Below are 25390 nucleotides of genomic sequence, written 5' to 3' on the forward strand. Positions count from 1 at the left end.
CTCCATTGATGAACGTCTCCCATCGCTTGAGCGTTAGCGTCTGGTCGCAAGGGGATCGGCATCCCACGTGACCCGTTCGAGCCTCCGCACCACGACCATCTCGTCTCGGTTGGTCCCGACCGTTCCATAATAGTTATAACCATAGGCCAGGTGCGCGTACCCACCGATCATGTGAGTCGGTTTCATGATGATCCTTGTCAGGCTGTTGTGAATGCCTCCGCGCCGGCCCGTGGCTGGAGCCACCGGCATGTTGATGATCTTGTCTTGCGCGTGGTACATCATCGCCACTCCTCGCGGTATCCGCTGGCTGAGAATCGCCCGCGCCACGAGCGCGCCATTGGCATTGACGACCTCGATCCAATCGTTGTCCCTGATACCTGCTTCTCTGGCCTCCGCTTCCGCCAGCCAGACGATCGGACCGCCTCGAGACAGGGTGAGCATCGGACTCGTCTCGCTGTAGGTCGTGTGGATTCCCCACTTCTGGTGAGGGGTGATCCAACTGACGACGAGGAAGTTCCTGTCACCGTTTTTCATGTGACGACGAAGCGCTTCAACGGATCGAGTATCCACGGGCGGCTTGTAGACGCAGACCTGTTCACCGAAGAGGCGCATCCACGGATGATCCTGGTAAAGTTGTTGGCGTCCCGTCAGCGTTCGCCAGGGGATCAGCTCCTGGATGTTGGTATAGCTTCCGGTGTAGGAGACCTTTTCCGATTCGATGCCGCTCCAAGTGGGCGAGGAGATAACCTTTCTGGGCTGCGCAACCAGATCGTCGAATGTGAACCGATCCTCAGCCCGCCCTTCGGCCAGATGCTTGTGGAATCGGCCGGTCCGCTGTGAGAGGGCTTCCCATGCCTTGACCGCGACGTGACCGTTCGTCTCCGGCGCCAGGGTCAAGATGGTTTGGGACGCCTGCCGGGCCGTTTCCAGCTTCGGATAGGGCTCTCGATTGTCCGTCTCGCCGTTGAGCCTGCGCAGCGCTTCAACTTCATCTCTACTGTCCCAGACGATTCCCTTCGCTCCTGTTCCCAGGTCTCGCGTCAGCGGCCCGAGTGCGACGAATCGATCATATGTTTCGCCGTAAGGTCGCGTGACCAGGGTCATGGTCGGCATCGTCTTACCTGGGATGGCTTCACAGTCGCCGCGCTTCCAGTCATCGGACGTCGTCGCCTGACCGAGCTCACTCGGTGTATCGTGCAACAGAGGCGTCAAGACGAGGTCTTTCCGTGTGCCCAGGACCGGTCCGGCAAGTTCGGAGAACTTCGAAGCGATCTCTTTAAAGATGTCCCAATCAGCCTTGCTCTCCCAGAGTGGGTTCACCGCCTCGCACAACGGGTGGATGAAGGGGTGCATGTCCGATGTGTTCAGATCGTCCTTTTCATACCAGGTCGCGCTGGGCAACACGACATCGGAGTAGAGACAGGTCGAGGACATGCGAAAATCGAGTGTCACCAACAGGTCGAGTTTCCCCGAGGGAGCCTCATCCCGCCAGATCACCTCACGCGGGAGCGGTGCCTCCTGTTCCTTGAGGTCGGGAGCCAGGACACCGTGGGCGGCGCCGAGCAGATGCTTCAAAAAGTATTCATGGCCCTTTGCGCTGGAGCCGATCAAGTTGGAACGCCAGATGAACAGGTTCCGGATGAAGTTCTTGGGGTGATCGGGATCTTCCGACGCCATTGAGAGAGCCCCGGTTCGCAGTTGCTCGACGGTATGCTCAACTGGATGTATACCCGCAGCTTCCGCTTCGCTCACCACATCGAGCGGATTTCTGTTGAGCTGAGGTGCGGAAGGAAGCCAACCTCTGCGTTCGGCCCGCACGTTCCAATCAATGAGATGGGCAGCATCCGCATCCGGATCGTCTTTGGCTGTCGGCGAGAGAGTCTCGGCCGGCCGTAGGCTTTCATACCGCCACTGATCGGTGTGGGCGTAAAAGAAAGAGGTGCCGTTCATGTGTCTCGGTGGGCGGACCCAATCGAGCGCAAAGGCCACGGTCGTCCAGCCGGCAAGAGGCCGCACTTTTTCTTGCCCCACATAATGAGCCCACTCTCCGCCTGATCGCCCGACGCATCCGCACATGACCATGATATTGATGATTGCGCGGTAGATCATGTCGGTGTGGTACCACTGGTTGATCCCGTTTCCGACGATCACCAGCGAACGGCCCCGTGTCTTCTCGGCATTCTCTGCGAACTCACGGGCGAGCCGAATGATCTGATGACGATGGACACCCGTATGTTTTTCTGCCCATGCCGGCGTATAGGGAATGTCCTGATCGTAGTCCCGTGCCGCTTGATCGTCTCCAAGCCCTCGATCGAGGCCGTAACTGGCCAGCAGGAGGTCATAGGCGGTGACCACAAGGCTGTCGCCGTGAACGGTGCTGAGCCGTCTGGCCGGAACCAGGCGGCGAAGAATCGGCAGATGATCATCTGAAAAATAGGGGAAGACGACCGACACGAACTCCTCTGCTTGCGGCAGTACGCTTAACGCGGGCGTGATCTTGCGGCCGGTCGCCGCGTCGGCCAGATCGAGATTCCAGCGTCCTTTCTCACGCCACCGAAAGCCGATGCTGCCGTGAGGGACGCACAGATGGCCGGTGACCTCGTCAATGACCACCGTCTTCCATTCTAGATTATTGGTTTCGCTCAGTTGGTCGTTGAAGTCGGATGCTCTGACAAACCGGCCCGGCTCATATCCGTCGTCTCTGGGACGCAGGAAGACCAACATGGGCATATCGCTGTACTGGCGGCAATAATCCAAGAAGTAGGGAATGCGGGCGGTCAGATGAAACTCCTTCAGGATGACATGGCCGAGCGCCATGGCCAGCGCTGCATCCGTGCCTCGCCGGGGCGCCAGCCAGAGATCGGCGAACTTCACGTATTCTGCGAAGTCCGGAGCAACGGCGACGGTCTTGGCGCCCTTGTACCGTGCTGCCGTATAGAAATGCGCATCGGGAGTCCGAGTCTGCGGAATGTTCGACCCCCAGACGACAATGTAAGAAGAGTTGTACCAATCGGCAGCCTCGCACACGTCAGTCTGCTCTCCCCAGACCTGCGGCGAGGACGGAGGCAAGTCGGCGTACCAATCGTAAAACGACGGGATGACGCCGCCGATCAGTGAAAGATAGCGGGTACCAGCGGCGAAACTCACCATCGACATCGCTGGGATGGGAGAAAACCCGGCGATGCGGTCGGGACCGTATCGCTGGATCGTATAGACATTAGCCGCCGCGATCAGCTCCGTGACCTCGTCCCACGTTGCGCGCACGAAGCCACCCTGTCCTCGTATCGACGTGTACTGCTCGCGCTTGCCCCTGTCCTCGACAATCGAGGCCCAGGCCTCTACCGGTTCCAACGTTTTCCGGGCTTCTCGCCACAGGGCCATCAAACGTGCCCGTACCAATGGGTATTTGATGCGTTGCGCGCTGTAGACATACCAGGAATAGCTCGCCCCTCTGGAACATCCGCGAGGTTCATGATTCGGCAGGTCGGGGCGTGTGCGAGGATAGTCTGTCTGTTGCGTCTCCCAGGTGATCAATCCGTTCTTGACATAGATTTTCCAGCTACATGAGCCGGTACAGTTGACCCCATGGGTGGAACGCACCACCTTGTCGTGGTTCCAGCGATCGCGATAGGCATTCTCCCAGGTGCGATCCTCTCGCCTGACGATCCCATGTTTCCCTGAAAATCTGTCGAGATTTTCACGGAAGAACAGGAGCCGATCGAGGAAATGACTCATAGGTACCCTTTCCGGAACAGACCCTAGCCTTGGTGTTCTTTGTTCACGAAGCGGACGGAGTGCAAACTTGACAGACTAAAACCGTCTTGAATTGAAGATCGTTGTCGAATAGGTGGATCACCACCTATCTATTGCCCCTCACGCTCTCCTCATTTATATGGCGGCAGGTCGGCAGATCGAGACCAGATGAATCTGATTTTGAAGACGTAGTTATGAGACATGAAGCTGTCGTAATAAAAAGGACGAACCGTCTCAACTTGAGGGCAGGCCAACGAAATGCCTATTCAAGTGAGTTCATGTGGGGAGAGATGCTCACAGGCCGCTCTTCCGATGAGCTGGGATGTGAACGAAGATGTGTGCTTACTTAACCGATGCCTTCGAGATGGAGGTTCCCTTTGTTTTTCCGCGAACGCCGGTCGGCGAGGCTGTATCACTCGACGTATTTGCGCGGTTCCGGCGGCAGGTTTGTCGGTCGGTACTCCGGTTTCGCCTTCTCCAGTCGTTCTTGCACGCTGACATGCAATGGGGCGGATGGAGGAATCACGCGCACGGAGGGGTGGAGCGTGATGAACGGCGGTTTGTAGGAATCATGCATCGGCACCATGAGGGGATCGCCGGTGATCGTGGCGGTTCCATCCTTGGTGAACGTGCCGTCCTTGAACAGCAGGCCATGGGGTTGCACTCGGTTCAGCATCCATCCGAACGTCACGTCAGACAGGCCTGTTTCCTTATACCCGCCGCCGATGTCGCAATGGACTCCGGCAAACCACACCTGCTCCACACCTTCGCGCGGGTCCCACAGGGTGGGCGGAAAGCTTTCCCGCTTCTCATCGATGGCGACGGCATGGTAGCCGAATCGGACGTTCGGGTTCAGCGAGGTGTCGTGAAAACTGAACAATAGATGATCGAGGCCGCTGAAGAGTGCGAGGGGAATACCGAGTGCCCCCACTGTGTCCCACACACCGATGACTTCGATCGACACGTCTCGGCACTGATAATCTTTGCGGAACTGAGCCGTCACGGCGCCGTCGTTGCGGCGGTAGACGTCGAAGGCATGGCTCGCGAAGGTATCGTCCAGTCGTTGGCGCGCCGGCACGCCGCATCTAGTCAACATTCCCCCGATGCTGCGGGCGGTGTAGGCACCTCGGCTGAACCCGAACAGGTAGATCCGATCACCATCCTCGTACTGTTCGCTTATGAATCGATACCCGGCTTGCAGCTTGAGCTCCAAACCGGCTCCCGTCGCTCCTTCGGCGATCCGCACCGCCCATATTCCATCGGCTCCGACGCCGTCGTCGTAAAAGGCGGTTTGTCCTTGGATCGATTTGACGCGCACCCCGGCCGGGCGGATCTGCGCCTCACCCGGCAGAAGGGCGAAGAACTTGAAGACATTCGTCTCATCCGGTGACGTGCCGACGTTCGGAGTCTTGGAATCCGGATGGTCCCACGTACCGTCGGTGCAGACGATGATGTTTTTGGACATATACCTCTCCTTCCCTTAACCAACCGTTGGAGCGACAGTCAGGACGTTGGAATCGTACACGGTCCCTCCGACAGGGTCAAAAGTAGCCTCTTCCCATTTCATGTCATTCACTTTTGAGTAGGTTTGAGCACGGCCTAGGGAACTATTTTGACGACTATGGCAAAAATTCGATGCGCGGTCTCGGCGCTGATCTTACCTTCCTTTGTTTCCAGCAGCTCGAGGACACGGTTCATGTCCTTGCGCTTCCCGTCATACTGTTCCTTGACGGCTGGTTTAGTGGCAACCTCCAACTGCTTGAAGTACGGATCGCCGTTGGCTGTCTTGTCTATGTTTTTTTGAGCCATGATCTCCAGAGCGGTTTTATCGATCCATGGAATCGTTCCTCAATCAAGACAGAACAGGAAACGCTGAGCGCACGTGATCTCCCGACCGAGATCGATTTGTGCACAACCCTTGCTAGACTGAGCATAAGTTGAAATCACAAGAGAATTTTGCCGTGAGGAGACGAAGCAGGTGAGATGGCGGCCTCTTCGAACTGTGCGGCCTGTGCGAAACGATTCATTTTGATCTCTAAACCGTCACGTGAAAATGCTCCAGCTCGTTGGACTTGTACCGGTAGCCTCAGGCAGCGCTTCTGCTGTGCCATCTTGGTTACTACAACTTTGACTGCACAGAGGCAATAACATCGGTAGGTGCAGACCTTGTATGTAGGTGAGCATAAACTTTGCGGTAAAGATTATGAGCCGGTTCGAGCGAGGGTGAAGACATTCCGGCGACTCGACTGGAAGCAACTCTCGCACGCTCGAACCTGTCCGAACTGTTTGGGGATTTACGAAGGGAGGTGCTGCGATGGCAGATGTGGCTAATGACGCGTCATGGATCGATAGAAATGTCGAGGCGATCACAAACTATCTGACGAAAGAATTCGAGAATTTTGCTGTTGCGTATCACGCCGACAGACCGCTCACCCATACCTTTACCGTCAATAACGAAAAGAAGCTCTTTAAGTTGATTGTCGGATGGCCTACCTTAGCAGATAGAACGTTTACTCCAGCAAAAATTGATCGCATACTAACAGAGGATGTTGCACAGGAAATGAGACTCCACGGAGAGAACGGCTATCACTGGAGGCCCTCGACTTAGGTCACCTCATCGAGACTGCGCCGTGACATTTCCTGCGGAGGGTAGATGTTCTCGGCGCCTTGTCTTGTTTCTTTGACGAGGATTCGCTACCGACATCTGGGTCCTTCCAGAAGGTTGAGCTTTAACGGACTGCGGCCCCCTTTGGCGCACCGGCGATTCTGACGGCTTCCCTAATCATCTGGGACGTATATCCCCACTCGTTATCGTACCAGCTCATCACTTTGACGAGGTTCCCATCCACCACGTGGGTTAGTCCCAGGTCTACGATCGACGCGCGTGGGTTCTGAATGATGTCCGAGGAAACGAGCGGTTCGTCGGTCACGCCGAGCACGCCTCGGTACCGGTCGCTGTCCGCTTCCTCTGTAAAGATCCTGTTGACTTCATCTACCGTCGCGCGCCGGCTTGTGAGGAACACGAGATCCGCGAGAGAGCCAATCGCCAGCGGAACGCGAACGGCAAGGCCATCGAACTTGCCCTCATACTGCGGCAGTGCTTTGGTCGTCGCAACTGCGGCGCCGGTGGAAGAAGGAATCAGATTTGCGGCGGCAGCCCGGCCTCGACGTCGCTTCTTATTCGGGTGATCGACAATCGCTTGAGTGGCGGTGTAGGCATGCACCGTGGTCATGATGGCCTTCTCGATCCCGATTCTTCTTCCCATGATCTCAACCACGGGAGTAATACAGTTCGTGGTGCAACTGGCGCAGGAGATAATGCCTGTTGTTGGTCCGTTCGCCGTGTTCACTCGACCATAGTGGCAATTTCAGGGCTTTTGCCCGGCGCCGAAAGAATGACGGTCTTGGCGCCGGCCGCCAGGTGACGTTCCAAATCTGTTGACCGGTTAAACACCCCCTGCATTCCGATCTCGAGGTTCTTCCAAGGCAACCTGGCCGGGTCTTTTTCTCTGAACACAGGGTGAGTCTTTTCCTTGACCATCAGGCCATCAGGGACCGGAACGACCTTCTCGTGGTAGGTCCGTAGACCGTGTTGTAGTTCAGTAAATACGCAAGATCGTCGGCAGCGTTGAGAGCATTAACTGCTCGAAGCTCCAACTCCGAAGTCTCAAGGATAATTTTGAAGGCGGCGCACCCGATTCGGCCTAATCCGTTAATCGCAATCGTCGCCATATCCCGCTTCACTCCTTTTCCTTCGGACATGTCTAACAGGATGCTGAAAAAGTCCGCCAGCGGCGTTCTCGCATCGCTCAGAGGCTCAACGTACCGAAGCGTACGCCTCGCCACTTCGCTTGCTGCGGCCTTGCTGGACAGCCTTTTTGAGCATCCTGAAGGTATCCTGGCGCTGACACTGTACGGACAATTCCAGCTCTATTGTCGGCATCAGCCGAGTTTTCCGCAGCTTGCTAGGCAAGCTGATCTATGAATTCCTTGAGAGCCACCGCTTGATTGTGTTGCTCATCGGTTGCGCCGTACACCAAGGTGATCGCTTCATAGCAGGAGCGCTGTGCCAATTCCTTCAACGCCTCGATCCCGCCGGACTCGGCCAGTTCCTTTCGGTAACGCTCACGAAACCCAGTCCACTTTGCAGGTTCGTGGCCGAACCATTTGCGTAGTGCGGTGCTCGGCGCCAGCTCTTTTCTCCATTCGTCAACTTTCGCCCGTTCCTTGCTGAAACCGCGCGGCCAGACACGATCGACCAGAATTCTGAGACCATCGTGCTTCTCGGGCTCGCTGTAGACGCGCTTAATCTTTATCATCTCCGCACCTCTGTGAAATCGCTTAATGCCTGCCGATTGTGTATGTTTCTGCTCGCTGCATTTCCTGGAATGTTTTCCGAGGCGTTTCTCCGCCGAAGTGTTCGATGATCAGGACAATGGACGGAATATGCGTGCGGGGCGGGGTTATGTCACCCACCCCCTTCGGTCGAGCCCGTCCAGCAACAGATGAAAATAAATCAACCCGGCGTATGGTCGCCAGTTGCGCAGCACCCGGCGGACATGGTCATAGTCCGGCGGTCGTTTCAGCCGCAACCATCGATGGAGACTTTTCTGTGCCCCGACATCATCGCCCGGAAACTGGTGAATCCGTCCGAGGCCTCGCAGCAGGGTGTATTCAGCGGTCCAACGTCCCACTCCTCGCAACTCCATCAACCGGTTCACTGTCTCAGCGTCATCCATGGTCCCGAAACCTTCGAGGTCGAGTTTGCCTTCCCTCATCGCTCGGGCCGCATCAATGACGGTCTGTCCCTTGCTTCGGCTATATCCCAATGTTCTCAGCCTTGGACCTCGACCTCCCCCAGATCGTCGGGACGTGGAAACGCACGGCCTTCGCTGCTGCTCCCTAACCCGTAGCGCTCCGTCAAGCGATTCAATAAGGCGATCCCGACGGTCAAGCTGAGTTGCTGACAGGCGATCGCGTTGACCAATGCTTCGAATACGTTGGGGAAACGCGGCGGCTTCATTCCGAGAAAGCGCCGAGCCAACTGATGCAGCTTCGTTTCCTGCGACGCCAGCCGATAAAGCTTGCGAAGATCTACTCGGAGGCCTAACAACCGATCCAATGCAGCCGTCACGTCGGCTTGCGTCCTCGACGGCAGGCTGACACCAGTGACGGTGACGGCCAGCCCGGTCTTCTGCTGTGTGACGGCCACCTGAACCGGCATGGCACCGACGACCAATGTCCGTCTATAGGTCCCTTCCTCCCAACGATCGATGGTATTGTTCCTCCGCCGCCGCAGTGCCCAGACGGTGAGATCAAACCGAAAGGGCTGCACTGGACGTAACACAAAGCCGATCTGCTTCATGATTCATGGGAGCGCTTCGTCCCGGCTTCCAACGTCTCTTTAGTGAAACAAATCTCATCTCTCGAACACACCTCGTAAAACACCTAGCAGGACAAACCGAACACATCTGTCGTGCCGGGTGCAACGACGAGATGGAAACGGAGCATCAGGTGGAGGCCAACGATCTGGACGGGTTGCCGGGAGGTCGGATCTATTCAGCTGCATCATGCACAGTGCAAGGTCCAACCCCACTTCTATTTCCGACTTCACTGCTGTTTCGAATAAGGCCTGTCATCCGAGTCACTAGATGTATCCCGTCGGTGGTCCCGCTTGAAAAGAAGGGCGGCCTTCAGTAGATTCCTTTCATGAGCTGCGATCGACCTGTTCAAGCGAGCACATCATCGCGGAGCAGGGTGTGGGTTGCTTGATCGTGCCAAGATTCAGGGAATCCATCCTCTGTGCGGTCGTCGCTTCCTCGCTTCTGTTCGGTTGCGCGCTGCCCCGCGAGCCGACCCGCACATCCAGGACCGCTATAGAGCAGTTGCTTCTGAGTCAGGCCATCACACGGAGTCTGAAGCATCTCTCGATTCCGGTACCTTCGGGGCAGCCGGTTGTGGTAGAGATAGCCGGCTTCCCCCAGGATCGGTCGCTCCTACAGGCGTCGTTTGTCACACCTCAAATCATCAGCCCCATCACTCCACCGGCGCCGCCGGTCATTCGCCATGAGGCCTCCGATCTGCCTGTCGTACAGGGCAAGATTGAGGCTCGCCTGGGGGAATTGGGCTTCCCCTTGCGCATACGTGGTGAGGAGGCCCGGTACCGCTTTCGCGTCGTCGTAGAAGCGCTGGGGACGGAACAGGGAAGTTTTTTTTTCGGCATGCCGCCGGTTCAGAGTGTCCTCATCCCCTTTGCTCTACCGCAGATCACCGTATATGATGAACAGCGGCAACAGGCTTACGCCCGTTTCACGATAGATGTATATGATACCCGGACTGGGGAACTGGTTCGATCGACCGCATGGTATGAGGGGTCGGCATACTATAATCAATACACGGTCTTATTCTTCTTCTCATTCAAGTGGTCGGATTTGGTTGCAACGCCATGAACCATCTCTTCCTGTGCCTGACGGCTTTCCGAACCGTCGCACCAAATATGCTCGTGCGGGTGCGATGGACTCTCTTGCTGATCGTCGGGCTTCTCTCGTCGGGCTGCGTCGGGGACCTCAATCACATCTATACCGCCGGCTCCTTCCGAGCTATTCCTGGAGAAGCCACGAGCGTGTTCGTGTGGGCGGAAGATCCTACCGTGCGTAAGGCGGTGCAAACATGGTTGCGGGGCCATAAGTTGATCATCCTGGATGCGACATCCCCTCGACAAGAGGCGGAATCATGTGCAGGTTGTGAACGAACGGCCGCGTTGTCCCAAGCCAGGTCATTGAAAGCGGAACAGGTCGTGCTCGCATACTCATCGCGGAAGAAAGATATGGAACAATTGACGGTCTCCGTACAGAGTCTGTTCGTCCAGGATGAAGAAGATGCATGGAGCGGCATGGCGCGAGGGGATGTTCCCGCGGATGCCTCCGGCGAGCTCTTGCAGGCGAATCTCAGGCTTCTGGCTTGCCACGCGCTCGCGACAGTATGGAGATATCGCCCTGCCGGGTATTTGAGCGACGCTTCGAAAGACTACTGCTATTTTCATCTTTGAATCCTTGGCCACGGTCTCTAACAGGCTGCGGTGATTCGATGTGTGTGCTTCGAGAGGCCTGTCCTGGGTCAGTCGAAGGGCTCAGCACGAACGGAAAACCTGAACATATTCAATGACCGATTCGTTCGTCCTGAGGCTCTCGAAGGATGAACGGAGGGTGTTTCCGCAACCTGCTAGAGACCCAGCCAAAGTCGCAAGGCTCTGTCGAGAGCGGCCTGGTCAGCAGCAGCGAGTCGGCCAAAACGGCGATTGATGCGTCCCTTATCCAGCGTAAACAATCCGCGTTTGACTACGCTTGGAAAGAGGAGGCCAGCGTTTTTCCAAATCAGCCAAGGTGAATTCGCCCAATTGTAGATGCTCAAGCTGCGAGGTCAGCCGAGGAGCAAGAGATCTACGGACGGGTGCGCTGACAACAACTGCCGGCCGTTGTTTCACCCCTGTGAGATCCGAAAACGGCAAGATGGCCAAGACGACATCGCCTCGGTCATAGCTTGTCATACTCGGCATCGAGCGGGTTGTTCCAAATCTTCGTTAAGCTGGGTAAGGAAGCAAGGAACGTGTCGGTCCTGAGAACGGTTAGTTCTTCTTGGGAATCCGGAATCACGACTTCAACTGGCGTGTTAGCCGAAAGCGACACCGGCTCATCCAGGACAACCTTCTCTCCATCATAGTGCGCCTGGATATGTCTCATGGTTGTTCCTATTCCTTGACACGAGCAGCTTTCGTTGAATGAATTCTATTGGTGCTCAAGAAGCCTGTCAACTCAGCTCGTTTTGTCGGAGTGGATCGGTTTGCAGAATGAGAGGGGAGGCCGTGATGTGTGTAGTCGAGCCGATGGCCGTCATTGGATGGCGAATAGTGAGGGTAGTGGCTGATGAGGACTCAGCTCGCGGCAGCTGCGAGGGTGTTGGACGGATACCCGAACACCGTAGCTGTGCTATGCACGGTACAAGATCTGACCCTTATGTCTTCCTTTTCTGGGCGCTCACCGGGACAGGGCCGCCTCACGTCTCGGCGGCGTTCACAAACGTGACGCGCTTATTCAGTGCGTCGTGAACCTCGTGCCCGTGCGCAAACCTGACGCTCCTTACTCGACGGGTCGCGCACCTCATTATTCTTCGCGCCGTGGACCTCGCTTGGCGACTGCGCGATTTGCGACGAACCGTCGTGAATGATGCGCGTTAAGTTTGAACTGTCATGCACGATACAAGATCTATTTCGCTACTCGGTTGTGGCATGGCGTCAACGCTCCACTCTTGACAGGATTCTATTTGTAGAAGAGACTCCGAGTACATTTTCCCTGTCACTTTTGCAGGCCATATGGTTTTCATGTGGGGTGCCGTAGGGATGCAACATCTCGGTGATACAAATCCTGAAGATGGAGACGTAACTATGGCGGTCTTTATTTGTTGGTCTCGTGATCCGAGCGAGCAGTTGGCTAAGGCCGTCAAGAAGCTTATCGAAGCGGCGTTAAAGTTGGAGAAAGACAAAGACAAGGGTGTCTTCATATCGGGCGGCATCGAAAAAGGTGTCACCTGGTTTGAGTCCGTTGTCAAGCACTTGAAAAGTTCGAAGGCCGGAATCGTGTGTCTGACACCGGTCAACCTGCAGAGTGCATGGCTGCACTTCGAATCCGGGGCCCTGGCCATGGCAGGATTCCGAAAGCGCAAGCTGTTCACGCTGCTTCACGGTGTGACGGGCGCCGAGCTCGAAGGTCCACTCAGCGCCTATCAAGCGACTGGCACAAATCGGCCGGAAATGACGGCCCTCGTTAGGTCGGTTGCGAAGGTCATCCGTAAATCGTTCAAAAACATCAATGACACCGATTGGAAAAAATTCGAAGCGGACCTGGCCAAGTGTACCGTGAAGGCGCGCGACCTCATTCCCGGCCTCGAAACATTATTTCAACGAAGAACTTTCAATGAGCCGGTACAGCGTTGCACCGATCAGGCATGGCTCGCTCGATACGAAGGTGCACGACTCACGCGCGAGCGGCTTCTGGTCGAACTGCCCCGCGTCCGGGCTGTATGTCCATCAGACGAGCGTGGTCTGTTCAATATGCTGCTCGCGGAGCTCGATGCATATGCAATGGCGATCAGCACGCTCCTGTTGAGGCACGATCGTTTCAAGCTCGGTGATAACGGCGAGTTGATCATGAAAAAAAAGGGCATCCAGGCGTGCTGTGAGGACCGGCGTATGGCCATTAGCAGTCTCTCCAGCCGGCTGCTGTACCCCATTGACGAACCCCAAAGAAAGGAAGAAGCCGTCCGCTTCATGGCGGCCGAGACGAATGAAGAACGAAAAATGATCATTCATGCACTGGAAGGCTGGATCCGACTCAAACGCGAACCGGTGTACGAGCGTCCTTCGGGACTGGATGAGGCGTTGAAGGAGTTGACAGGTAATCGCAAGCCGATCGTTTTCCGGCAGAGTTCCTGGGATCTGGACCGGATCTTCTACTATCTCCTGATCCAGTACTTTGATTTCTGGGCGCTTCGCTGGAACCCCAAGATGGATGATAAAGAATCGGCCAAGGTGGATGATAAAGAACCGGACAAGAAGGAGAAGTACGACTGGTTCTGTGCGGCTCGCGACGTCGAATTGGAAGTCGAGCGCTATCGATCCAAGTCGAAAGGAGGCTCGCTGACGCCGCTGACCTATGCGTTTGTCGCCCTTCAGGCGCTCAAGCCCGAAGAAGCCCCCGAGGGTAAACCGACTGACGCTATCAAGTCGGCGTTAGAGCTCGTTGAAAAAGAATTTCATGACGACCTAGAAAAGGATCCAGATGGTCCGATCAATCGGCTGGTGAAAGATATTCGCCAAGCGATGTCCAAGTCGAAGACTTCGATGAGCGCCGCCCCGAACAGGCAAAGACAAAGAAATAACCGCCTTTCTCGACTCCGGAATCGCAAGAACGACTAGCCTGAATAATTCGTGACTCTGGCAATAAAAAGCCACCGAGGCTCCCAACTGTGCTATAGGAGCGGTGTCCAGACGCTTCTACGTACAGTGGAGAGGAGACCCGATGGCGACAGAGTGTATCCCGCAACTGACGTTCGAATTCCATCCCAAGATGAAGACCGTGGCCCGATTCGATCAGGCTCATGCCAGCACCGATGGGGGCGTGGTGCTGCTCAGGGCCGTGGATGAGCAGCTGCAGCTGACCGAACGGTTGGCCGCCTGCCTGCCTGACGGCCGAGACCCGGACAAGATCCGACACGCGATGCGCGAGCTGCTGCAACAACGGGTCTTCGGGCTGGCCTGCGGGTATGTGGGAAGAGAAAAGGGGACTTTCTCACTCTTGTCCAAAATAAGTTCTCAACAGGCCTCCGGCTTGTGAGTAGGATAGGTTGTTCAACGCACATCCATCCACGGCGTTCCCGCGCCGTGGCACCCACAAGCCGGAGGTGCAGTATGGTAACCGTCGCCAGTTGCTTTGCGCAAATGCTCGCCCTGATCGATCGCGCGGACTTCGCTCGGGCCGTTCGACAGCACGCCGCTGAGCGAGCAGCCAAGGGGTTCAGCTGCTGGGATCACTTGATAGCGATGCTGTTTTGTCAGATGGGTAGTGCGCACTCACTTCGAGAAATCTGTGGCGGCTTGGCCACCGCCCTTGGCAAACTCGTCCACCTTGGCATCCGTCGGACACCGACTCGGTCCACGCTGGCCTATGCCAATGCGCATCGGCCCTGGCAGCTGTACGAGACGCTCTTCTATCAAGTCCTCACCCGTTGCCAAGCCGTCGCGGCCTTGAAGCGCCGCCGGTTCCGGTTCAAGCACCCCTTGCGCACCCTCGACGCAACGATCATTGAACTCTGTGCCACGGTGTTCGATTGGGCCAGATTCCAGCGGACGAAGGGGGCGATCAAGCTCCATCTGCAGCTGGATCACCAGGGGTGTTTGCCCTGCTGGGCCCTCGTGACCGACGGCGACACCAACGACGTGCGGATCGCCCAACAGCTCACCTTTGCGCCAGGCACCATCGTGGTGATCGATCGCGGGTATCTCGACTATGCCCGCTATCATCGTTGGACGGTCGACGAGGTGGGATTTGTCACCCGTCCCCGCACCAACATGCTCTACGAAGTGCTGGAGCAACGCTCCGTGCCGACACGCGGACCGGTGCTGGTCGATGAGGTGATCCGTCTCACCAGTTCCCATGCGGCTGACCGGTGCTCGGTCCCCCTGCGACAGGTGACGATCTGGGATGAGAGACAGCAGCGGCCGCTACGGTTCCTGACCACTCTCATGCAGCTTGCGGCCAGCACGATTGCCGCCATCTATCGGGAGCGCTGGCAGATCGAACTCCTCTTCAAGGCCTTGAAACAGCATCTCCGGATCAAGACGTTTGTGGGCACGAGTGAGAACGCCGTACAGGTCCAAATCTGGATCGCCCTGCTCGCGATGCTGCTGTTGAAATTTCTGCAGCTGAAGTCCACGTGGCCCTGGAGTCTCTCGAATCTGGCCGCGTTGCTCCGCTTCAATCTGTTGACCTATCGGGATCTGTGGGACTGGCTCAATGCGCCCTTTGAACGGCCGCTGCTCATACCAGCGCCGCCCCAACAGAGGCTATTCGCTACCTGATCTTGGACAGCAGACCGGACAACCTGAACTGGATGGGTGACCAGAGACCGTCTCATATGCCGCATTCACGGGGGAAGAACTCGAAACAGCCGACTATTTTGGACAGCAGTGGGACATTCTACTTTTCTGTAGATCAGCCCTGCTTCCTCTGCGAGTCTGCTGGCATGCCTCGCACCACCCACCCCTCGGCAGGTGGTCTCTGCTACCGTGTGATCAATCGTGGGAACGCCCGTGCGGAGGTGTTTCGGAAAGCCGAGGACTATGCGGCGTTTCGCGACCTGCTTACGGAGGCGGTAGACCGCGTGCGGATGCGGGTGCTGGCCTATTGCCTGATGCCGAATCATTTTCACCTGGCGCTCTGGCCCCGAGGCGATGGCGATCTCAGCCGCTTCATGCAATGGCTGCTGACGGCGCAGGTACGGCGCTATCATCGGCACTATCAATCGAGCGGCCATGTCTGGCAGGGCCGCTTCAAGGCCTTGCCCATCCAACAGGATGCGCATCTCCTGACAGTGCTGCGGTACATCGAGCGCAATCCGTTGCGAGCTGGGCTGGTCGCACGGGCAGAGGAGTGGCGGTGGTCCAGTCTGCGGGGACGGGTCGAAACAATGAGGTCGGGAATGATTTATTGGATCATCTGAGCCTGGCCACCGTCGGCAGCGCGTCACCTACTTGGTCTCAAGTGAAGAGCGAGCGCGAGGTTATTCCTCGGCGACTTGTCGGAGGATGATCGTATAGAGCTTCTCACTTACAAAGAAGCCGTTGCTCCGCATCGCGTCAAGGAGCGGTCTGACTGCCGAGAGCAGACCACGTTGTTTTGCAAGGACGAGTAAGCCTAGCAACCCCACAACTCGGCATCCTTCTTGTTCGGCGAGTCGTCGAGCCGTGGCATCATCCAATACTACGATGGCGTCTGCTCCGATTTCCCGCGCGAGGATGATGGCTTCGGCTTCTCCCAGGCCGACGTGGGTGCGGAGCTGCTGGACGAGTGCCTGATTCTCAACCGTTCGGTGTACGATCCAGTCGGCCTGACCAATCTCGATACTTCCGGGACGACCTGCCGCGCGGCTCGCGCTCTCTGCATAGACGGCCTCAGGAATGACGATTTGATCAGTCAGTTGACGTAACAAGCCGAGCGAGCCGATCCGAGCTAGTGCAATCAAGGGACTCGCGTCAAGGACGAGAATCACGCGGAAGGAGTGGATGGAGGAGCGGCTAATGTCCGCAGATCTTCACGAAGGGTCTCTGCGGAATAGTCAAACCAGGGAATCTGATACTGGGCCAAGATGGCCGGGAAATCAGCTAATGAGATCTGGAGAAACTCTGCCGCACGAGCCCGAGAAACTTTTCCTCGGCGGACCAGATCCAAGATAAGGGCGGTCTTTGCTTCCCGGCGTGCCTCATCTTCTGTCCCGAGCACTTCCAACAATTCCGAGGGGATATCGATGGTGAGTGGCTGTCCCATGAAGCGAGTCTAGCAGACACTCTGCCGAAAACCAAGTTTGGTGCCTCGAACGCAGGCCAGAACTTCTGTGGTACACGCCCTCATCAGTGTGCCGTTGCCGGTGAATCTGAACCGTCCCTCGGCATCGGCGGGCAAGCCGATGAACGCGTCAGACTCCGGCGACGTGCAGGAGTGGCCGCTATCTCTGACGAGCACTGGAGCGGGAACCCATTCACCTGGATCGGGTGCTTTGTCGTGTGGCGAGCCACTTCTGAAAGGACGCTTGGCTTTCTCCCGACGGTTTGCCGGCCAAGAGCCCATCGACACCGATGTCTTCGTCGAGCAGGTCCCAATGAATGCCACGTCCTCGCCCGATCAACCTCCAGCGTTTTCGTTCCGCTTGTGTCGCATGGACTAAGCGAGGGAACCAATCGAGGGGAACGGACAAGCTTCGTCCATCGCTCAGTTCGACGGTCAACGTGTCGTTCGTGATGGTGACAGATTCTGCTGTGGATCGTAGTACAGTGGGCATGCTCTCGATCCGAGCCCTACACCCGCACGTCCTTAGTTTAGTTAAGATGCCCAATCATTTTCATTGCAGGAATGCCAAATCAATGGATTCACAAGGTCCCTATCCTGCCTGAGATCAGACTAGGTTTCCCCTGGCTGCTTGGGTATAATCCATCGGATTTAGCTCGTTCATCTTATAGGAGATTGTATGTCCGAAAAAGACGATAAGAAGCGCGCGCTCGACCTAGCCCTGTCCCAGATTGAGAAACAGTACGGGAAGGGCGCGATCATGAAGCTGGGGACGGAGGAGAAGGTCGACGTGCCCGCGATTTCTACCGGTTCACTGGGACTCGACATTGCCCTCGGTGTCGGCGGACTTCCACGCGGGCGGGTGATTGAAATTTTTGGACCGGAGGCTTCTGGAAAAACGACGATGACGTTGCACTGTATTGCCGAAGTGCAGAAGGTCGGCGGAGTGGCCGCCTTTATCGATGCCGAACATGCCCTTGATCTGACGTATGCCAAAAAGCTCGGCGTACAGGCCGACGACCTACTTGTGTCTCAGCCGGATACGGGTGAACAGGCGCTGGAGATTGCCGAAACATTGGTGCGAAGTGGTGCCATTGATTTGATCGTGGTCGATTCGGTTGCGGCGTTGACGCCTCGTGCGGAAATCGAGGGTGAAATGGGCGATGCCCACATGGGCCTTCAAGCCAGACTCATGTCGCAGGCGCTGAGAAAGCTGACAGCCGCTATTGCAAAGTCCCTGACGACGGTGATCTTCATCAATCAAATCCGCATGAAACTCGGCGTGATGTTCGGAAATCCAGAGACCACAACCGGAGGAAATGCGCTCAAATTCTACTCCTCCGTTCGGCTGGACATCCGTCGCATCGAATCGATCAAAGAAGGTCAAGAGGTGATGGGGAGCCGTGTCCGTGTGAAGGTCGTGAAGAACAAGATGGCGCCGCCGTTTCGTCAGGCGGAGTTCGATATCATGTTCGCCGAGGGGATTTCCAAGACCGGTGAATTGGTGGATATGGGTGTCGACAAGAAGATCATCGAAAAATCTGGTGCGTGGTATTCATACAAGTCAGAACGAATCGGCCAGGGGCGCGACGCCGCTCGAGAGTTCCTCAAGAACAACTTCGCCACCGCTCGCGAGATTGAAATGAAACTTCGAGAGTTGGCCGGGGTGCCTGCTCGCAACGAGAAGAAAGCCGAGGCCAAAGAAGAAAAACCTGCTTCACGAAGCGAGGACAAACGGGCGCATCGATAGCGCAAGCCTGTGGGATCGCGACAGCGGAATAGTCAACCCTCACCCAGTGATTGGATGCAGCTCGGGATACGGTTTCTTGCTCGTCGAGATCGTACCGTCGCCCAAGTTGAACGATTTCTCGTTTCCAAAGGAGCTTCGCCCGTTCAAGTACGGCAAACAGTTCGTCGTTTGTCCAATCTCAACTATCTCAACGATCACGCCTATGCTCAGCGGTGGGTGGTCAATCGGCTGACCAACCGGCCGAGGGGACGCGAACGGCTCAAGGCCGAATTGCAGGCCAAGGGAATTTCCGAGACGCTGGCGGATCGGGTGATCGCCGATGCATTTCGTGGGTTAGACGAAGAGGCTGTGGCTCATCGAGTCTTGCAGACCGCGCAACGGTATGGTCGTCGGTTGACTCGTTCTCAGACTAGTAACTTTCTCCGCCGGCGGGGTTTCAGTGAGGAGACCATTGATCGTATGATAGAGAAGAAGGGCATAAACGAGGAAGCTGTCTATGAAGAATAGTGCGACTGATCTGCGGCGGGCCTTTATCCGTTATTTCGAGGAGCAAGGGCATCAGGCAGTGCCGAGCGCGTCTCTCCTTCCACAAGCGGATCCGACCCTGCTCTTCACCAACGCCGGCATGAATCAATTCAAGCGGACCTTCCTCGGAGAAGAATCGCGCCCCTACAAGCGAGCCGTATCGGTTCAAAAGTGTCTTCGCGCAGGCGGGAAACACAACGATCTTGAAAACGTGGGGTACACCAGGCGGCACCACACATTCTTCGAGATGCTGGGCAATTTTTCGTTCGGGAATTACTTTAAGGACGAGGCCATCAGATTCGGATGGGAGTTTCTGACACGGACGGTCGGGTTGCAGAAAGACCGGATGTGGGTCACGATCTTCCGCGAGGACGACGATGCTGAGAAGTTGTGGAAGAAGATCGGTGTCCTGCCCTCGCGCATCGTCCGGTGCGACGAAAAGGATAACTTCTGGCAAATGGCTGATACCGGCCCCTGCGGTCCTTGTTCGGAGATCCATGTTGATCAGGGGCCAGTGGTTCCCGGCGATGATCGACCGAACGGGGAGGGAGATCGCGTCATTGAAATTTGGAATCTGGTCTTCATGCAATACAACCGTGATGCCTCGGGAACGCTCCACCCGCTGCCGAAGCCGAGCATCGACACGGGGATGGGGCTTGAGCGGCTGGCCGCCGTGGCCCAGGGGGTCTACAGCAATTACGACAGCGATCTGTTCACACCGCTGCTTGCGACTATTGCCGGACGGGCCGGCACCGAGTACGGCAAGAAGGAATCCTCGGATCGTTCGATGCGGGTTATTGGCGACCATCTGCGCGCCATCACGTTTTTGATGGCGGATGGTGTATTGCCGTCGAACGAAGGACGTGGGTACGTATTACGGCGCATTCTGCGCCGCGCCGCGCGGCACGGCCGGCTGCTCGGCATTGTCGAGCCCTTTCTGCATCAACTCAGCGCAGTCGTCGTCGAACAGATGGCCGACGCCTATCCGGAAGTGCGCATGGCATCCGGTACGATCGTCGAAGCGACGAAAGGCGAGGAGGAGCGGTTTATCGCAACGCTCGAACAGGGCTTGCCGATTCTGAACGAGATGATCGAGCGGGCGAAGGCGACAAACCGAACAGTTTTGGCTGGGAGCGACATCTTCAGGCTCTATGACACCTATGGCTTTCCCATGGACTTGATCGCTGAGGCCTGTCGCGAACAGGGCATGACGGTCGATGAACCTGGTTTCGATGCTGCGATCGAAGAGCAACGGACTCGCGCGCGCAAGACCGGTGGATTCGAACAGGAAACGGCCAGACCGGCCGTCGCGGAACTGACCAAGCGGATCGGGACTACGACATTCGTCGGCTATGAGCATCTGGAAAACGACGGCGTCTTGCGGGCGATCCTGAAAGGCGAGCAACTGGTCAAGGAAGCGGTAGAAGGGGAGACGGTCGAGCTGGCGATGGATGTCACGCCCTTCTACGCTGAAGGTGGGGGTCAGGTCGGCGATCAGGGATCATTGGTTGGTCCTGAAGGGTTGGTTGATATCAAAGAAACAATGAGACCGGCGCCGTCGATTATCTTGCACAAGGGAACCGTCCGCAAGGGACGCATCCGAGAAGGCGAGCGTCTGCACATGACGGTGAATGCCTCCACGCGCCGAGACGCCGCGCGCAATCATACGGCGACGCATCTCGTCCATGCGGCCTTGCGTGATTTACTTGGGCCCCATGTAAAACAGTATGGATCGCTCGTTGGACCCAGCCGCCTTCGGTTTGACTTCGCCCATTTTCGCCCACTGTCGTCCCGCGACATCGATGATATCGAATCGACGGTGAATGAAGAAATCCGCAAAAATGAGGCCGTGCACACCGAGGTGATGAACATTCAGGACGCCGTCGCGAACGGTGCCCTGGCGTTCTTCGGTGACAAGTATGGCGAACAGGTGCGTGTCGTGAGCATCGAATCGTTCAGCAAAGAACTGTGCGGGGGCACCCATTGCCGGCAGACGGGTGACATCGGGCTCTTTCGGATTGTCTCGGAAGGGGGCGTAGCGGCTGGTGTGCGTCGTATCGAAGGTCAGACCGGCAGCGGCGCGTACGGACTCATGAAGCAGCTCGAAGCCGATGTCCGGGAACTGTCCGAGCTCTTAAAGGTTGGGAAAGCGGAACTGGTCGGCAAGACGCGCAAGGTGCTGACGCAGTTGAAGGACAAGGAGCGGGAGCTGGAAGAGCTGAAGCTGAAGATGGCGAGCGGATCGGAGACGACTTCCAAGGTCAAAACGATCGCGGGCGTGACGGTGCACCAGCAGCGGACGGATGGCCTGGACGTGAATGGCATGCGAACATTGGCGGATCAGCTCCGGGATAAGCTGAAGAGCGGCGTCATTGCGCTGGGAGCAGCGACCGGAGACGGGAAGGTTTCACTGTTGGTCGTGGTGACGAAAGACTTGATCAGCAAGCTCAAAGCCGGCGATCTCATCAAAGCCATGGCGGCGGAGGTAGGTGGAACCGGAGGCGGGCGGCCGGAAATGGCCCAGGCCGGGGGGAAGGATCCGGCCAAGCTCGACGCCGCGTTGGAAAAGGTTTTTGGCCTGGTTGAAACCACCCTCCGGCGGTAGAATCATGCCTGGCCGCATTCTCGCGCTCGATTACGGCACCAAGCGGATCGGCGTCGCACTCAGCGACGAATTGGGCTGGACGGCGCAGCCGCTCGAAACCTTCGAACGGAAGACTCTCGATTGGGATGTCGCCCATATCGTTGGGCTGGTCGGATCGCACGCGGTGGAGCGGGTGGTGCTGGGCTTGCCGCTTCAGTTGGACGGACGGGAAGGGCCGGCCGTCCATGCGATGCGCGAGTTTGCAGCGAAGCTGGAAGCGGGCTTGTCCGTTCCGGTCGTCCGGTGGGACGAGCGGATGACGACAAAAGCGGCGGAAGCGTTGCTGATCGCCGCAGATGTCAGTCGGAAGAAACGCAAAGGAATCGTCGACCGTATTGCAGCCGCGATTCTTCTGCGAAGTTACCTTGAAGCGCAGGATCAGGTCTCCGCTCAATCCGTCGGAGACCGATCTGCCGAGGAGACGCTGGAAGAGTGGGGGCAATTGTCTCCTGACAACCGATCCTATGACGCTGCGTCTGATCCTCATCGTATTGATCGCCATCGTCGCTCTCGCCGGCGTGGCCGGATATCAGATGATTCGGTGGGCTGAAGCGCCCGCCCTCTCTGAGTCCGATCACCCTCCTCAGAAAATCGTTGTGATCCCGGAAGGGGCGACGTTTCAACAAGCTGCGGCCTTGCTCGAACGGGAGCAGCTGATCAGGAGCCGTTCGGCGTTTCTGCTTCTGGGGAAAGCCCAGGAGGCTGATCGCAAAATTCATCCCGGAGAGTATGAGTTCAACGCCGCCACGGCTCCGGCGGAAATTCTTGCCAAGTTGCTTGCCGGACGTGTGGTGCTTCATTCGATCACGATTCCTGAAGGACATACGATCACTCAAATCGCCGATGTGCTGGACGAACATCGCATCACGAATCGCGGGGAATTTGTTCGATTAGCCTCGGACAAGTCCTTCGTCACGACGTTGGGCATTTCTGCGGACACGGCGGAAGGATATCTCTACCCCGACACGTATCGTTTTGTTAGGCCGACGGCTGCCAAGGACGTCATCAAGGCCATGGTTGAGCAACTCGGGCGTGTGATGACTCCGGAATGGCAGGCAAGGGCCAAAGATATTCACTTGACGGTCCATGAGGTTTTGACCCTGGCTTCAGTGATTGAAAAAGAAACCGGTGTCGGAGACGAACGTCCCCACATCTCGGCCGTATTTCATAATCGGCTGAAGAAACATATTCCCCTGCAGAGCGATCCGACGGTGATCTATGGTCTGACGAATTTCGATGGAAACCTTCGCAAAAAAGATCTCTCCCACCCCAGTCCGTACAATACCTACCGGTGGGCCGGGCTGCCGCCGGGGCCGATCGCGAACCCCGGGGCACAGTCGATCCGTGCCGCCTTGTATCCCATGCCTTCTGCGAATCTCTACTTCGTCTCGAAGAACGACGGAACGCATCAATTCTCCACGACGCTCGTGGAGCACAACAAGGCGGTGGAAAAGTACCAGAAGCGTCCATTCCGAAGAGGAAATCACTCGCAGACCTTTATGACTCCCGACGGCAGACAGACACACCACAAGGAAGGAGTCTCGTAGAGCATGTCAGGATCGAATCTCCCTGCTCTGATCGACCATACGATATTGAGACCGGATGCGACGAAAGTCGAGGTGCTTCGGTTGTGTGAAGAGGCGAAGGCCAACGGTTTCACTGTCATTTTCGTCCCGCCATGTTACATCGATGAGGCGGTGGCGGCGGTTGCCGGCACCGGTATTCGCGTCGGCATTCCCATTGGATTTCCGTTAGGGGGGCACAGCACAAAGACCAAGGTGGCAGAGGCCGTCGAGGCCGTGCAGCGGGGTGCGACGGTGTTGGACATGGTGTTGAATATCAGCAGACTGAAATCGGCCGATCATGATTATGTTCGCGCGGACATCGCTGAAGTCGTGAAGTCGACCGTGGGTGTCGAGCATAAAGTGATCCTAGAAACCTGCTATCTCACTCAGGAGGAGAAACGAACGGCCTGTCATGTGGTCGTGGAAGCCGGGGCTGACTATGTGAAAACGTCGACCGGTTTCGGAGCTGCGGGGGCGACAGTGGAAGATGTGCGGTTATTAAAGGAAGTCGTAGCGGGGCGGGTCAAGGTAAAGGCTTCGGGCGGCATTCGCGATTGGAAGACGACGCTCGCGATGCTGGAAGCAGGAGCCGATAGGATCGGCACCAGTGCCGGTCTTAAGATCATCGACGAATGGCGGGCGGCAATACATGAACAAGAATAAAGCCGTTCTGAGGTCATGTGGATTTTCGGTCCCTCATCGCAACGGCACGGAAACGTTTGCGCCGGTATCTATTGCGTGATGGTGCGGCTAGCAGCTGTTGTGCTAGGTCCTCCTGGATCCTCATCTCGGTCCCATACGCATCTATGTTGAACTGCGGCGGCTTGCTATAGTGCGCCGATGATCAATCGAGTCATTCTGTTGGTTGTCGATGGGTTTGGGGTGGGTAGGTTGCCGGACGGCACCGACTACGGGGATGCCGACGCGAACACCCTCGTGCATCTGGCCGAGACGGTCGATGGGCTGAGTTTGCCGAATTTCGAGATGCTCGGGCTAGGGCATCTCGCCTCGATCAAAGGCGTACGAGCCATGGTCCAGCCGAACGGTTCCTTCGGGCGACTGGGATTTGCATCGCCGGGCAAAGATTCTGTCGTCGGATACTGGGAAATCAGCGGGGTGATCCAGAAAGAAGCCCCAACGGTCTGCAGATCCGGCATTCCCGACAAGATCATCGACGTCGTTGAACAGCTCTTCGGCAGAAAGTCGATCGGCCGAGGCGTCTCGTCCATGGCATGGATGCTCCGCCGACACAGTATGGAACATATGGCCACCGGAGCGCCTATGCTGTGGACGGATGGAGGCAATACGTGCTTTGTGGCCATGCATGAAACCCTCATGCCACCGGTGGAATTCCAACAGCGGTGTCGCGAGATCCGGAAAGCCGTGAAGGATGCGGGGACTCTCATTCGTGTCGTCGCGCAGCCGGTCATCGGCGGACATGACATGCTTCGGCCACAGGTCGGACGAAAGGACTTTGTGATCGAGCCACCGGGTGTGACGATGCTGGATGTCTTGAGTCGATCCGGCCAGATCGCGATGGGGGTTGGAAAGGTCTATGATCTTTTTAGTGGGCGCGGGTTGACGAAATCTTTCCCGGTTGCATCGGGGATGGCGGCTTTTGAGGAAGTCATCGGTATGTTGAACAAGGTGCCTCGTGGACTTATCTGTGCCGGCCTGGATTTGCTGTCCGAAGATGCTGTACAGTCGGCGACATCCGTACAGGAATTTGATCGCCGCCTGCCGGATTTGTTCGAGCGGTTGCGTCTTGGCGACATGGTCATTGTGACGGGTGACCATGGGAGAGATTTCTCATTACCTGGACAGACGTCTACTCGAGAGTATGTTCCCGTCTTCGCGAGCGGCCCAAAACTAGCCCATGGCGTCGATTTGGGGACGAGGCCGACCGCGGCGGATGTGGGGCAGACGATTGTGGAGGCACTTCGAGCCGAGCGATTACCGGTTGGTGAGAGTTTCTTGGATGCGCTCAGGCCGGGGTAGTCTTGAGCGAGGAGTGACAGGTAAGCGTGAGCGGTGAAGC

27 protein-coding genes are annotated in these 25390 nt (G+C 56.9%); 14 read left to right on the forward strand and 13 right to left on the reverse strand.

Annotated elements, in window-relative coordinates:
- Nucleotides 1-33: 33 nt before the first annotated feature.
- From P0120_12790 to P0120_12800, 3 genes are all read right to left on the reverse strand, one after another.
- The gene (locus P0120_12790) at nt 34-3735 is read right to left on the reverse strand and encodes a nitrate reductase subunit alpha (GenBank protein MDF0675196.1); all 3702 of its coding nucleotides are present in this window, start codon (nt 3733-3735) and stop codon (nt 34-36) included.
- A 430-nt stretch (nt 3736-4165) separates the two neighbouring features.
- A complete protein-coding gene (locus tag P0120_12795) occupies nt 4166-5218 on the reverse strand; it encodes a DUF2235 domain-containing protein (protein MDF0675197.1) in 1053 nt (350 codons plus the stop codon).
- Between the two features lie 134 nt (nt 5219-5352).
- Nucleotides 5353-5562 carry a hypothetical protein gene (locus P0120_12800; GenBank protein MDF0675198.1) on the reverse strand — a complete coding sequence of 70 codons (210 nt, stop codon included), beginning with the start codon at nt 5560-5562 and terminating at the stop codon, nt 5353-5355.
- Between the two features lie 505 nt (nt 5563-6067).
- Between P0120_12800 and P0120_12805 the strand changes: the two genes are divergently transcribed.
- On the forward strand, nt 6068-6361 hold the full coding sequence (locus P0120_12805) for a hypothetical protein (protein MDF0675199.1): 294 nt from the start codon (nt 6068-6070) through the stop codon (nt 6359-6361).
- 121 nt (nt 6362-6482) lie between these two features.
- Here P0120_12805 and P0120_12810 read toward each other — a convergent pair whose 3' ends face one another.
- The 6 genes from P0120_12810 to P0120_12835 form a co-directional block, all read right to left on the reverse strand.
- Nucleotides 6483-7031 carry a hypothetical protein gene (locus P0120_12810; protein MDF0675200.1) on the reverse strand — a complete coding sequence of 183 codons (549 nt, stop codon included), beginning with the start codon at nt 7029-7031 and terminating at the stop codon, nt 6483-6485.
- Between the two features lie 68 nt (nt 7032-7099).
- On the reverse strand, nt 7100-7294 hold the full coding sequence (locus P0120_12815; protein ID MDF0675201.1) for a hypothetical protein: 195 nt from the start codon (nt 7292-7294) through the stop codon (nt 7100-7102).
- Nucleotides 7294-7599: a glyceraldehyde 3-phosphate dehydrogenase NAD-binding domain-containing protein gene (locus P0120_12820; protein ID MDF0675202.1), complete on the reverse strand. Its 306-nt coding sequence runs from the start codon at nt 7597-7599 to the stop codon at nt 7294-7296. Before P0120_12820 ends, P0120_12815 begins: the two co-directional genes overlap by 1 nt.
- A 119-nt stretch (nt 7600-7718) precedes the next feature.
- Nucleotides 7719-8072, reverse strand: a complete 354-nt coding sequence (locus tag P0120_12825; GenBank protein MDF0675203.1) for a DUF488 domain-containing protein — start codon at nt 8070-8072, stop codon at nt 7719-7721.
- A 144-nt stretch (nt 8073-8216) separates the two neighbouring features.
- Nucleotides 8217-8531 carry a hypothetical protein gene (locus P0120_12830; GenBank protein MDF0675204.1) on the reverse strand — a complete coding sequence of 105 codons (315 nt, stop codon included), beginning with the start codon at nt 8529-8531 and terminating at the stop codon, nt 8217-8219.
- 56 nt (nt 8532-8587) lie between these two features.
- A complete protein-coding gene (locus tag P0120_12835; protein MDF0675205.1) occupies nt 8588-9118 on the reverse strand; it encodes a hypothetical protein in 531 nt (176 codons plus the stop codon).
- A gap of 409 nt (nt 9119-9527) precedes the next feature.
- On the opposite strand from P0120_12835, the gene P0120_12840 reads away from it, so the two are divergent.
- Nucleotides 9528-10202: a hypothetical protein gene (locus tag P0120_12840; GenBank protein MDF0675206.1), complete on the forward strand. Its 675-nt coding sequence runs from the start codon at nt 9528-9530 to the stop codon at nt 10200-10202.
- A complete protein-coding gene (locus P0120_12845) occupies nt 10199-10801 on the forward strand; it encodes a hypothetical protein (protein MDF0675207.1) in 603 nt (200 codons plus the stop codon). Before P0120_12840 ends, P0120_12845 begins: the two co-directional genes overlap by 4 nt.
- Before the next feature lie 484 nt (nt 10802-11285).
- Here the strand turns inward: P0120_12845 and P0120_12850 are convergent, their stop codons facing one another.
- Nucleotides 11286-11492, reverse strand: coding sequence for a hypothetical protein (locus P0120_12850; protein MDF0675208.1), 207 nt, complete (start codon nt 11490-11492; stop codon nt 11286-11288).
- A gap of 701 nt (nt 11493-12193) precedes the next feature.
- Here P0120_12850 and P0120_12855 point away from each other — a divergent pair.
- The 4 genes from P0120_12855 to P0120_12870 all read left to right on the forward strand — a co-directional run bounded on the left by P0120_12855 (nt 12194) and on the right by P0120_12870 (nt 16026).
- On the forward strand, nt 12194-13723 hold the full coding sequence (locus P0120_12855) for a hypothetical protein (GenBank protein MDF0675209.1): 1530 nt from the start codon (nt 12194-12196) through the stop codon (nt 13721-13723).
- Between the two features lie 103 nt (nt 13724-13826).
- Complete coding sequence (locus P0120_12860) at nt 13827-14141, forward strand: transposase (protein ID MDF0675210.1); 315 nt, start codon at nt 13827-13829, stop codon at nt 14139-14141.
- A gap of 74 nt (nt 14142-14215) precedes the next feature.
- Nucleotides 14216-15385, forward strand: coding sequence for an IS4 family transposase (locus P0120_12865; GenBank protein ID MDF0675211.1), 1170 nt, complete (start codon nt 14216-14218; stop codon nt 15383-15385).
- Between the two features lie 164 nt (nt 15386-15549).
- Entirely contained in the window at nt 15550-16026 is a 477-nt protein-coding gene (locus tag P0120_12870; protein ID MDF0675212.1) for a transposase, read from the forward strand.
- 60 nt (nt 16027-16086) lie between these two features.
- On the opposite strand, the gene P0120_12875 is transcribed toward P0120_12870, so the two are convergent.
- From P0120_12875 to P0120_12885, 3 genes are all read right to left on the reverse strand, one after another.
- Entirely contained in the window at nt 16087-16548 is a 462-nt protein-coding gene (locus P0120_12875; GenBank protein MDF0675213.1) for a DUF3368 domain-containing protein, read from the reverse strand.
- 23 nt (nt 16549-16571) lie between these two features.
- Complete coding sequence (locus P0120_12880) at nt 16572-16850, reverse strand: UPF0175 family protein (GenBank protein ID MDF0675214.1); 279 nt, start codon at nt 16848-16850, stop codon at nt 16572-16574.
- A 211-nt stretch (nt 16851-17061) separates the two neighbouring features.
- The gene (locus tag P0120_12885; GenBank protein MDF0675215.1) at nt 17062-17361 is read right to left on the reverse strand and encodes a DUF2442 domain-containing protein; all 300 of its coding nucleotides are present in this window, start codon (nt 17359-17361) and stop codon (nt 17062-17064) included.
- Between the two features lie 186 nt (nt 17362-17547).
- Between P0120_12885 and recA the strand changes: the two genes are divergently transcribed.
- From recA to P0120_12920, 7 genes are all read left to right on the forward strand, one after another.
- On the forward strand, nt 17548-18618 hold the full coding sequence (recA, locus tag P0120_12890) for a recombinase RecA (GenBank protein MDF0675216.1): 1071 nt from the start codon (nt 17548-17550) through the stop codon (nt 18616-18618).
- Between the two features lie 54 nt (nt 18619-18672).
- On the forward strand, nt 18673-19125 hold the full coding sequence (locus P0120_12895) for a regulatory protein RecX (GenBank protein ID MDF0675217.1): 453 nt from the start codon (nt 18673-18675) through the stop codon (nt 19123-19125).
- Nucleotides 19115-21748, forward strand: a complete 2634-nt coding sequence (gene alaS / locus P0120_12900) for an alanine--tRNA ligase (GenBank protein ID MDF0675218.1) — start codon at nt 19115-19117, stop codon at nt 21746-21748. Before P0120_12895 ends, alaS begins: the two co-directional genes overlap by 11 nt.
- Nucleotides 21749-21752: 4 nt before the next feature.
- On the forward strand, nt 21753-22337 hold the full coding sequence (ruvX, locus tag P0120_12905) for a Holliday junction resolvase RuvX (protein MDF0675219.1): 585 nt from the start codon (nt 21753-21755) through the stop codon (nt 22335-22337).
- Nucleotides 22252-23334 carry an endolytic transglycosylase MltG gene (gene mltG, locus P0120_12910; protein MDF0675220.1) on the forward strand — a complete coding sequence of 361 codons (1083 nt, stop codon included), beginning with the start codon at nt 22252-22254 and terminating at the stop codon, nt 23332-23334. The genes ruvX and mltG overlap by 86 nt, the downstream gene beginning before the upstream one ends.
- A gap of 3 nt (nt 23335-23337) precedes the next feature.
- Nucleotides 23338-24015: a deoxyribose-phosphate aldolase gene (gene deoC, locus P0120_12915; protein ID MDF0675221.1), complete on the forward strand. Its 678-nt coding sequence runs from the start codon at nt 23338-23340 to the stop codon at nt 24013-24015.
- A gap of 177 nt (nt 24016-24192) precedes the next feature.
- Nucleotides 24193-25350, forward strand: a complete 1158-nt coding sequence (locus P0120_12920) for a phosphopentomutase (GenBank protein MDF0675222.1) — start codon at nt 24193-24195, stop codon at nt 25348-25350.
- Nucleotides 25351-25390 lie beyond the last annotated feature (40 nt).

Origin of the sequence: Nitrospira sp. (genome assembly GCA_029194675.1) — a bacterium.
Classification (GTDB): Bacteria; Nitrospirota; Nitrospiria; order Nitrospirales; family Nitrospiraceae; genus Nitrospira_D.

Bases quoted from the DNA above. Each gene is read 5' to 3' on its own strand.
- P0120_12790 (MDF0675196.1), bottom strand. From the start codon at position 3,735: ATGAGTCATTTCCTCGATCGGCTCCTGTTCTTCCGTGAAAATCTCGAC.
- P0120_12795 (MDF0675197.1), bottom strand. From the start codon at position 5,218: ATGTCCAAAAACATCATCGTCTGCACCGACGGTACGTGGGACCATCCG.
- P0120_12800 (MDF0675198.1), bottom strand. From the start codon at position 5,562: ATGGCTCAAAAAAACATAGACAAGACAGCCAACGGCGATCCGTACTTC.
- P0120_12805 (MDF0675199.1), top strand. From the start codon at position 6,068: ATGGCAGATGTGGCTAATGACGCGTCATGGATCGATAGAAATGTCGAG.
- P0120_12815 (MDF0675201.1), bottom strand. From the start codon at position 7,294: ATGGTCAAGGAAAAGACTCACCCTGTGTTCAGAGAAAAAGACCCGGCC.
- P0120_12825 (MDF0675203.1), bottom strand. From the start codon at position 8,072: ATGATAAAGATTAAGCGCGTCTACAGCGAGCCCGAGAAGCACGATGGT.
- P0120_12830 (MDF0675204.1), bottom strand. From the start codon at position 8,531: ATGAGGGAAGGCAAACTCGACCTCGAAGGTTTCGGGACCATGGATGAC.
- P0120_12835 (MDF0675205.1), bottom strand. From the start codon at position 9,118: ATGAAGCAGATCGGCTTTGTGTTACGTCCAGTGCAGCCCTTTCGGTTT.
- P0120_12845 (MDF0675207.1), top strand. From the start codon at position 10,199: ATGAACCATCTCTTCCTGTGCCTGACGGCTTTCCGAACCGTCGCACCA.
- P0120_12850 (MDF0675208.1), bottom strand. From the start codon at position 11,492: ATGAGACATATCCAGGCGCACTATGATGGAGAGAAGGTTGTCCTGGAT.
- P0120_12855 (MDF0675209.1), top strand. From the start codon at position 12,194: ATGGCGGTCTTTATTTGTTGGTCTCGTGATCCGAGCGAGCAGTTGGCT.
- P0120_12860 (MDF0675210.1), top strand. From the start codon at position 13,827: ATGGCGACAGAGTGTATCCCGCAACTGACGTTCGAATTCCATCCCAAG.
- P0120_12865 (MDF0675211.1), top strand. From the start codon at position 14,216: ATGGTAACCGTCGCCAGTTGCTTTGCGCAAATGCTCGCCCTGATCGAT.
- P0120_12870 (MDF0675212.1), top strand. From the start codon at position 15,550: ATGCCTCGCACCACCCACCCCTCGGCAGGTGGTCTCTGCTACCGTGTG.
- P0120_12880 (MDF0675214.1), bottom strand. From the start codon at position 16,850: ATGGGACAGCCACTCACCATCGATATCCCCTCGGAATTGTTGGAAGTG.
- P0120_12885 (MDF0675215.1), bottom strand. From the start codon at position 17,361: ATGCCCACTGTACTACGATCCACAGCAGAATCTGTCACCATCACGAAC.
- recA (MDF0675216.1), top strand. From the start codon at position 17,548: ATGTCCGAAAAAGACGATAAGAAGCGCGCGCTCGACCTAGCCCTGTCC.
- P0120_12895 (MDF0675217.1), top strand. From the start codon at position 18,673: ATGCAGCTCGGGATACGGTTTCTTGCTCGTCGAGATCGTACCGTCGCC.
- alaS (MDF0675218.1), top strand. From the start codon at position 19,115: ATGAAGAATAGTGCGACTGATCTGCGGCGGGCCTTTATCCGTTATTTC.
- ruvX (MDF0675219.1), top strand. From the start codon at position 21,753: ATGCCTGGCCGCATTCTCGCGCTCGATTACGGCACCAAGCGGATCGGC.
- mltG (MDF0675220.1), top strand. From the start codon at position 22,252: ATGACGCTGCGTCTGATCCTCATCGTATTGATCGCCATCGTCGCTCTC.
- deoC (MDF0675221.1), top strand. From the start codon at position 23,338: ATGTCAGGATCGAATCTCCCTGCTCTGATCGACCATACGATATTGAGA.
- P0120_12920 (MDF0675222.1), top strand. From the start codon at position 24,193: ATGATCAATCGAGTCATTCTGTTGGTTGTCGATGGGTTTGGGGTGGGT.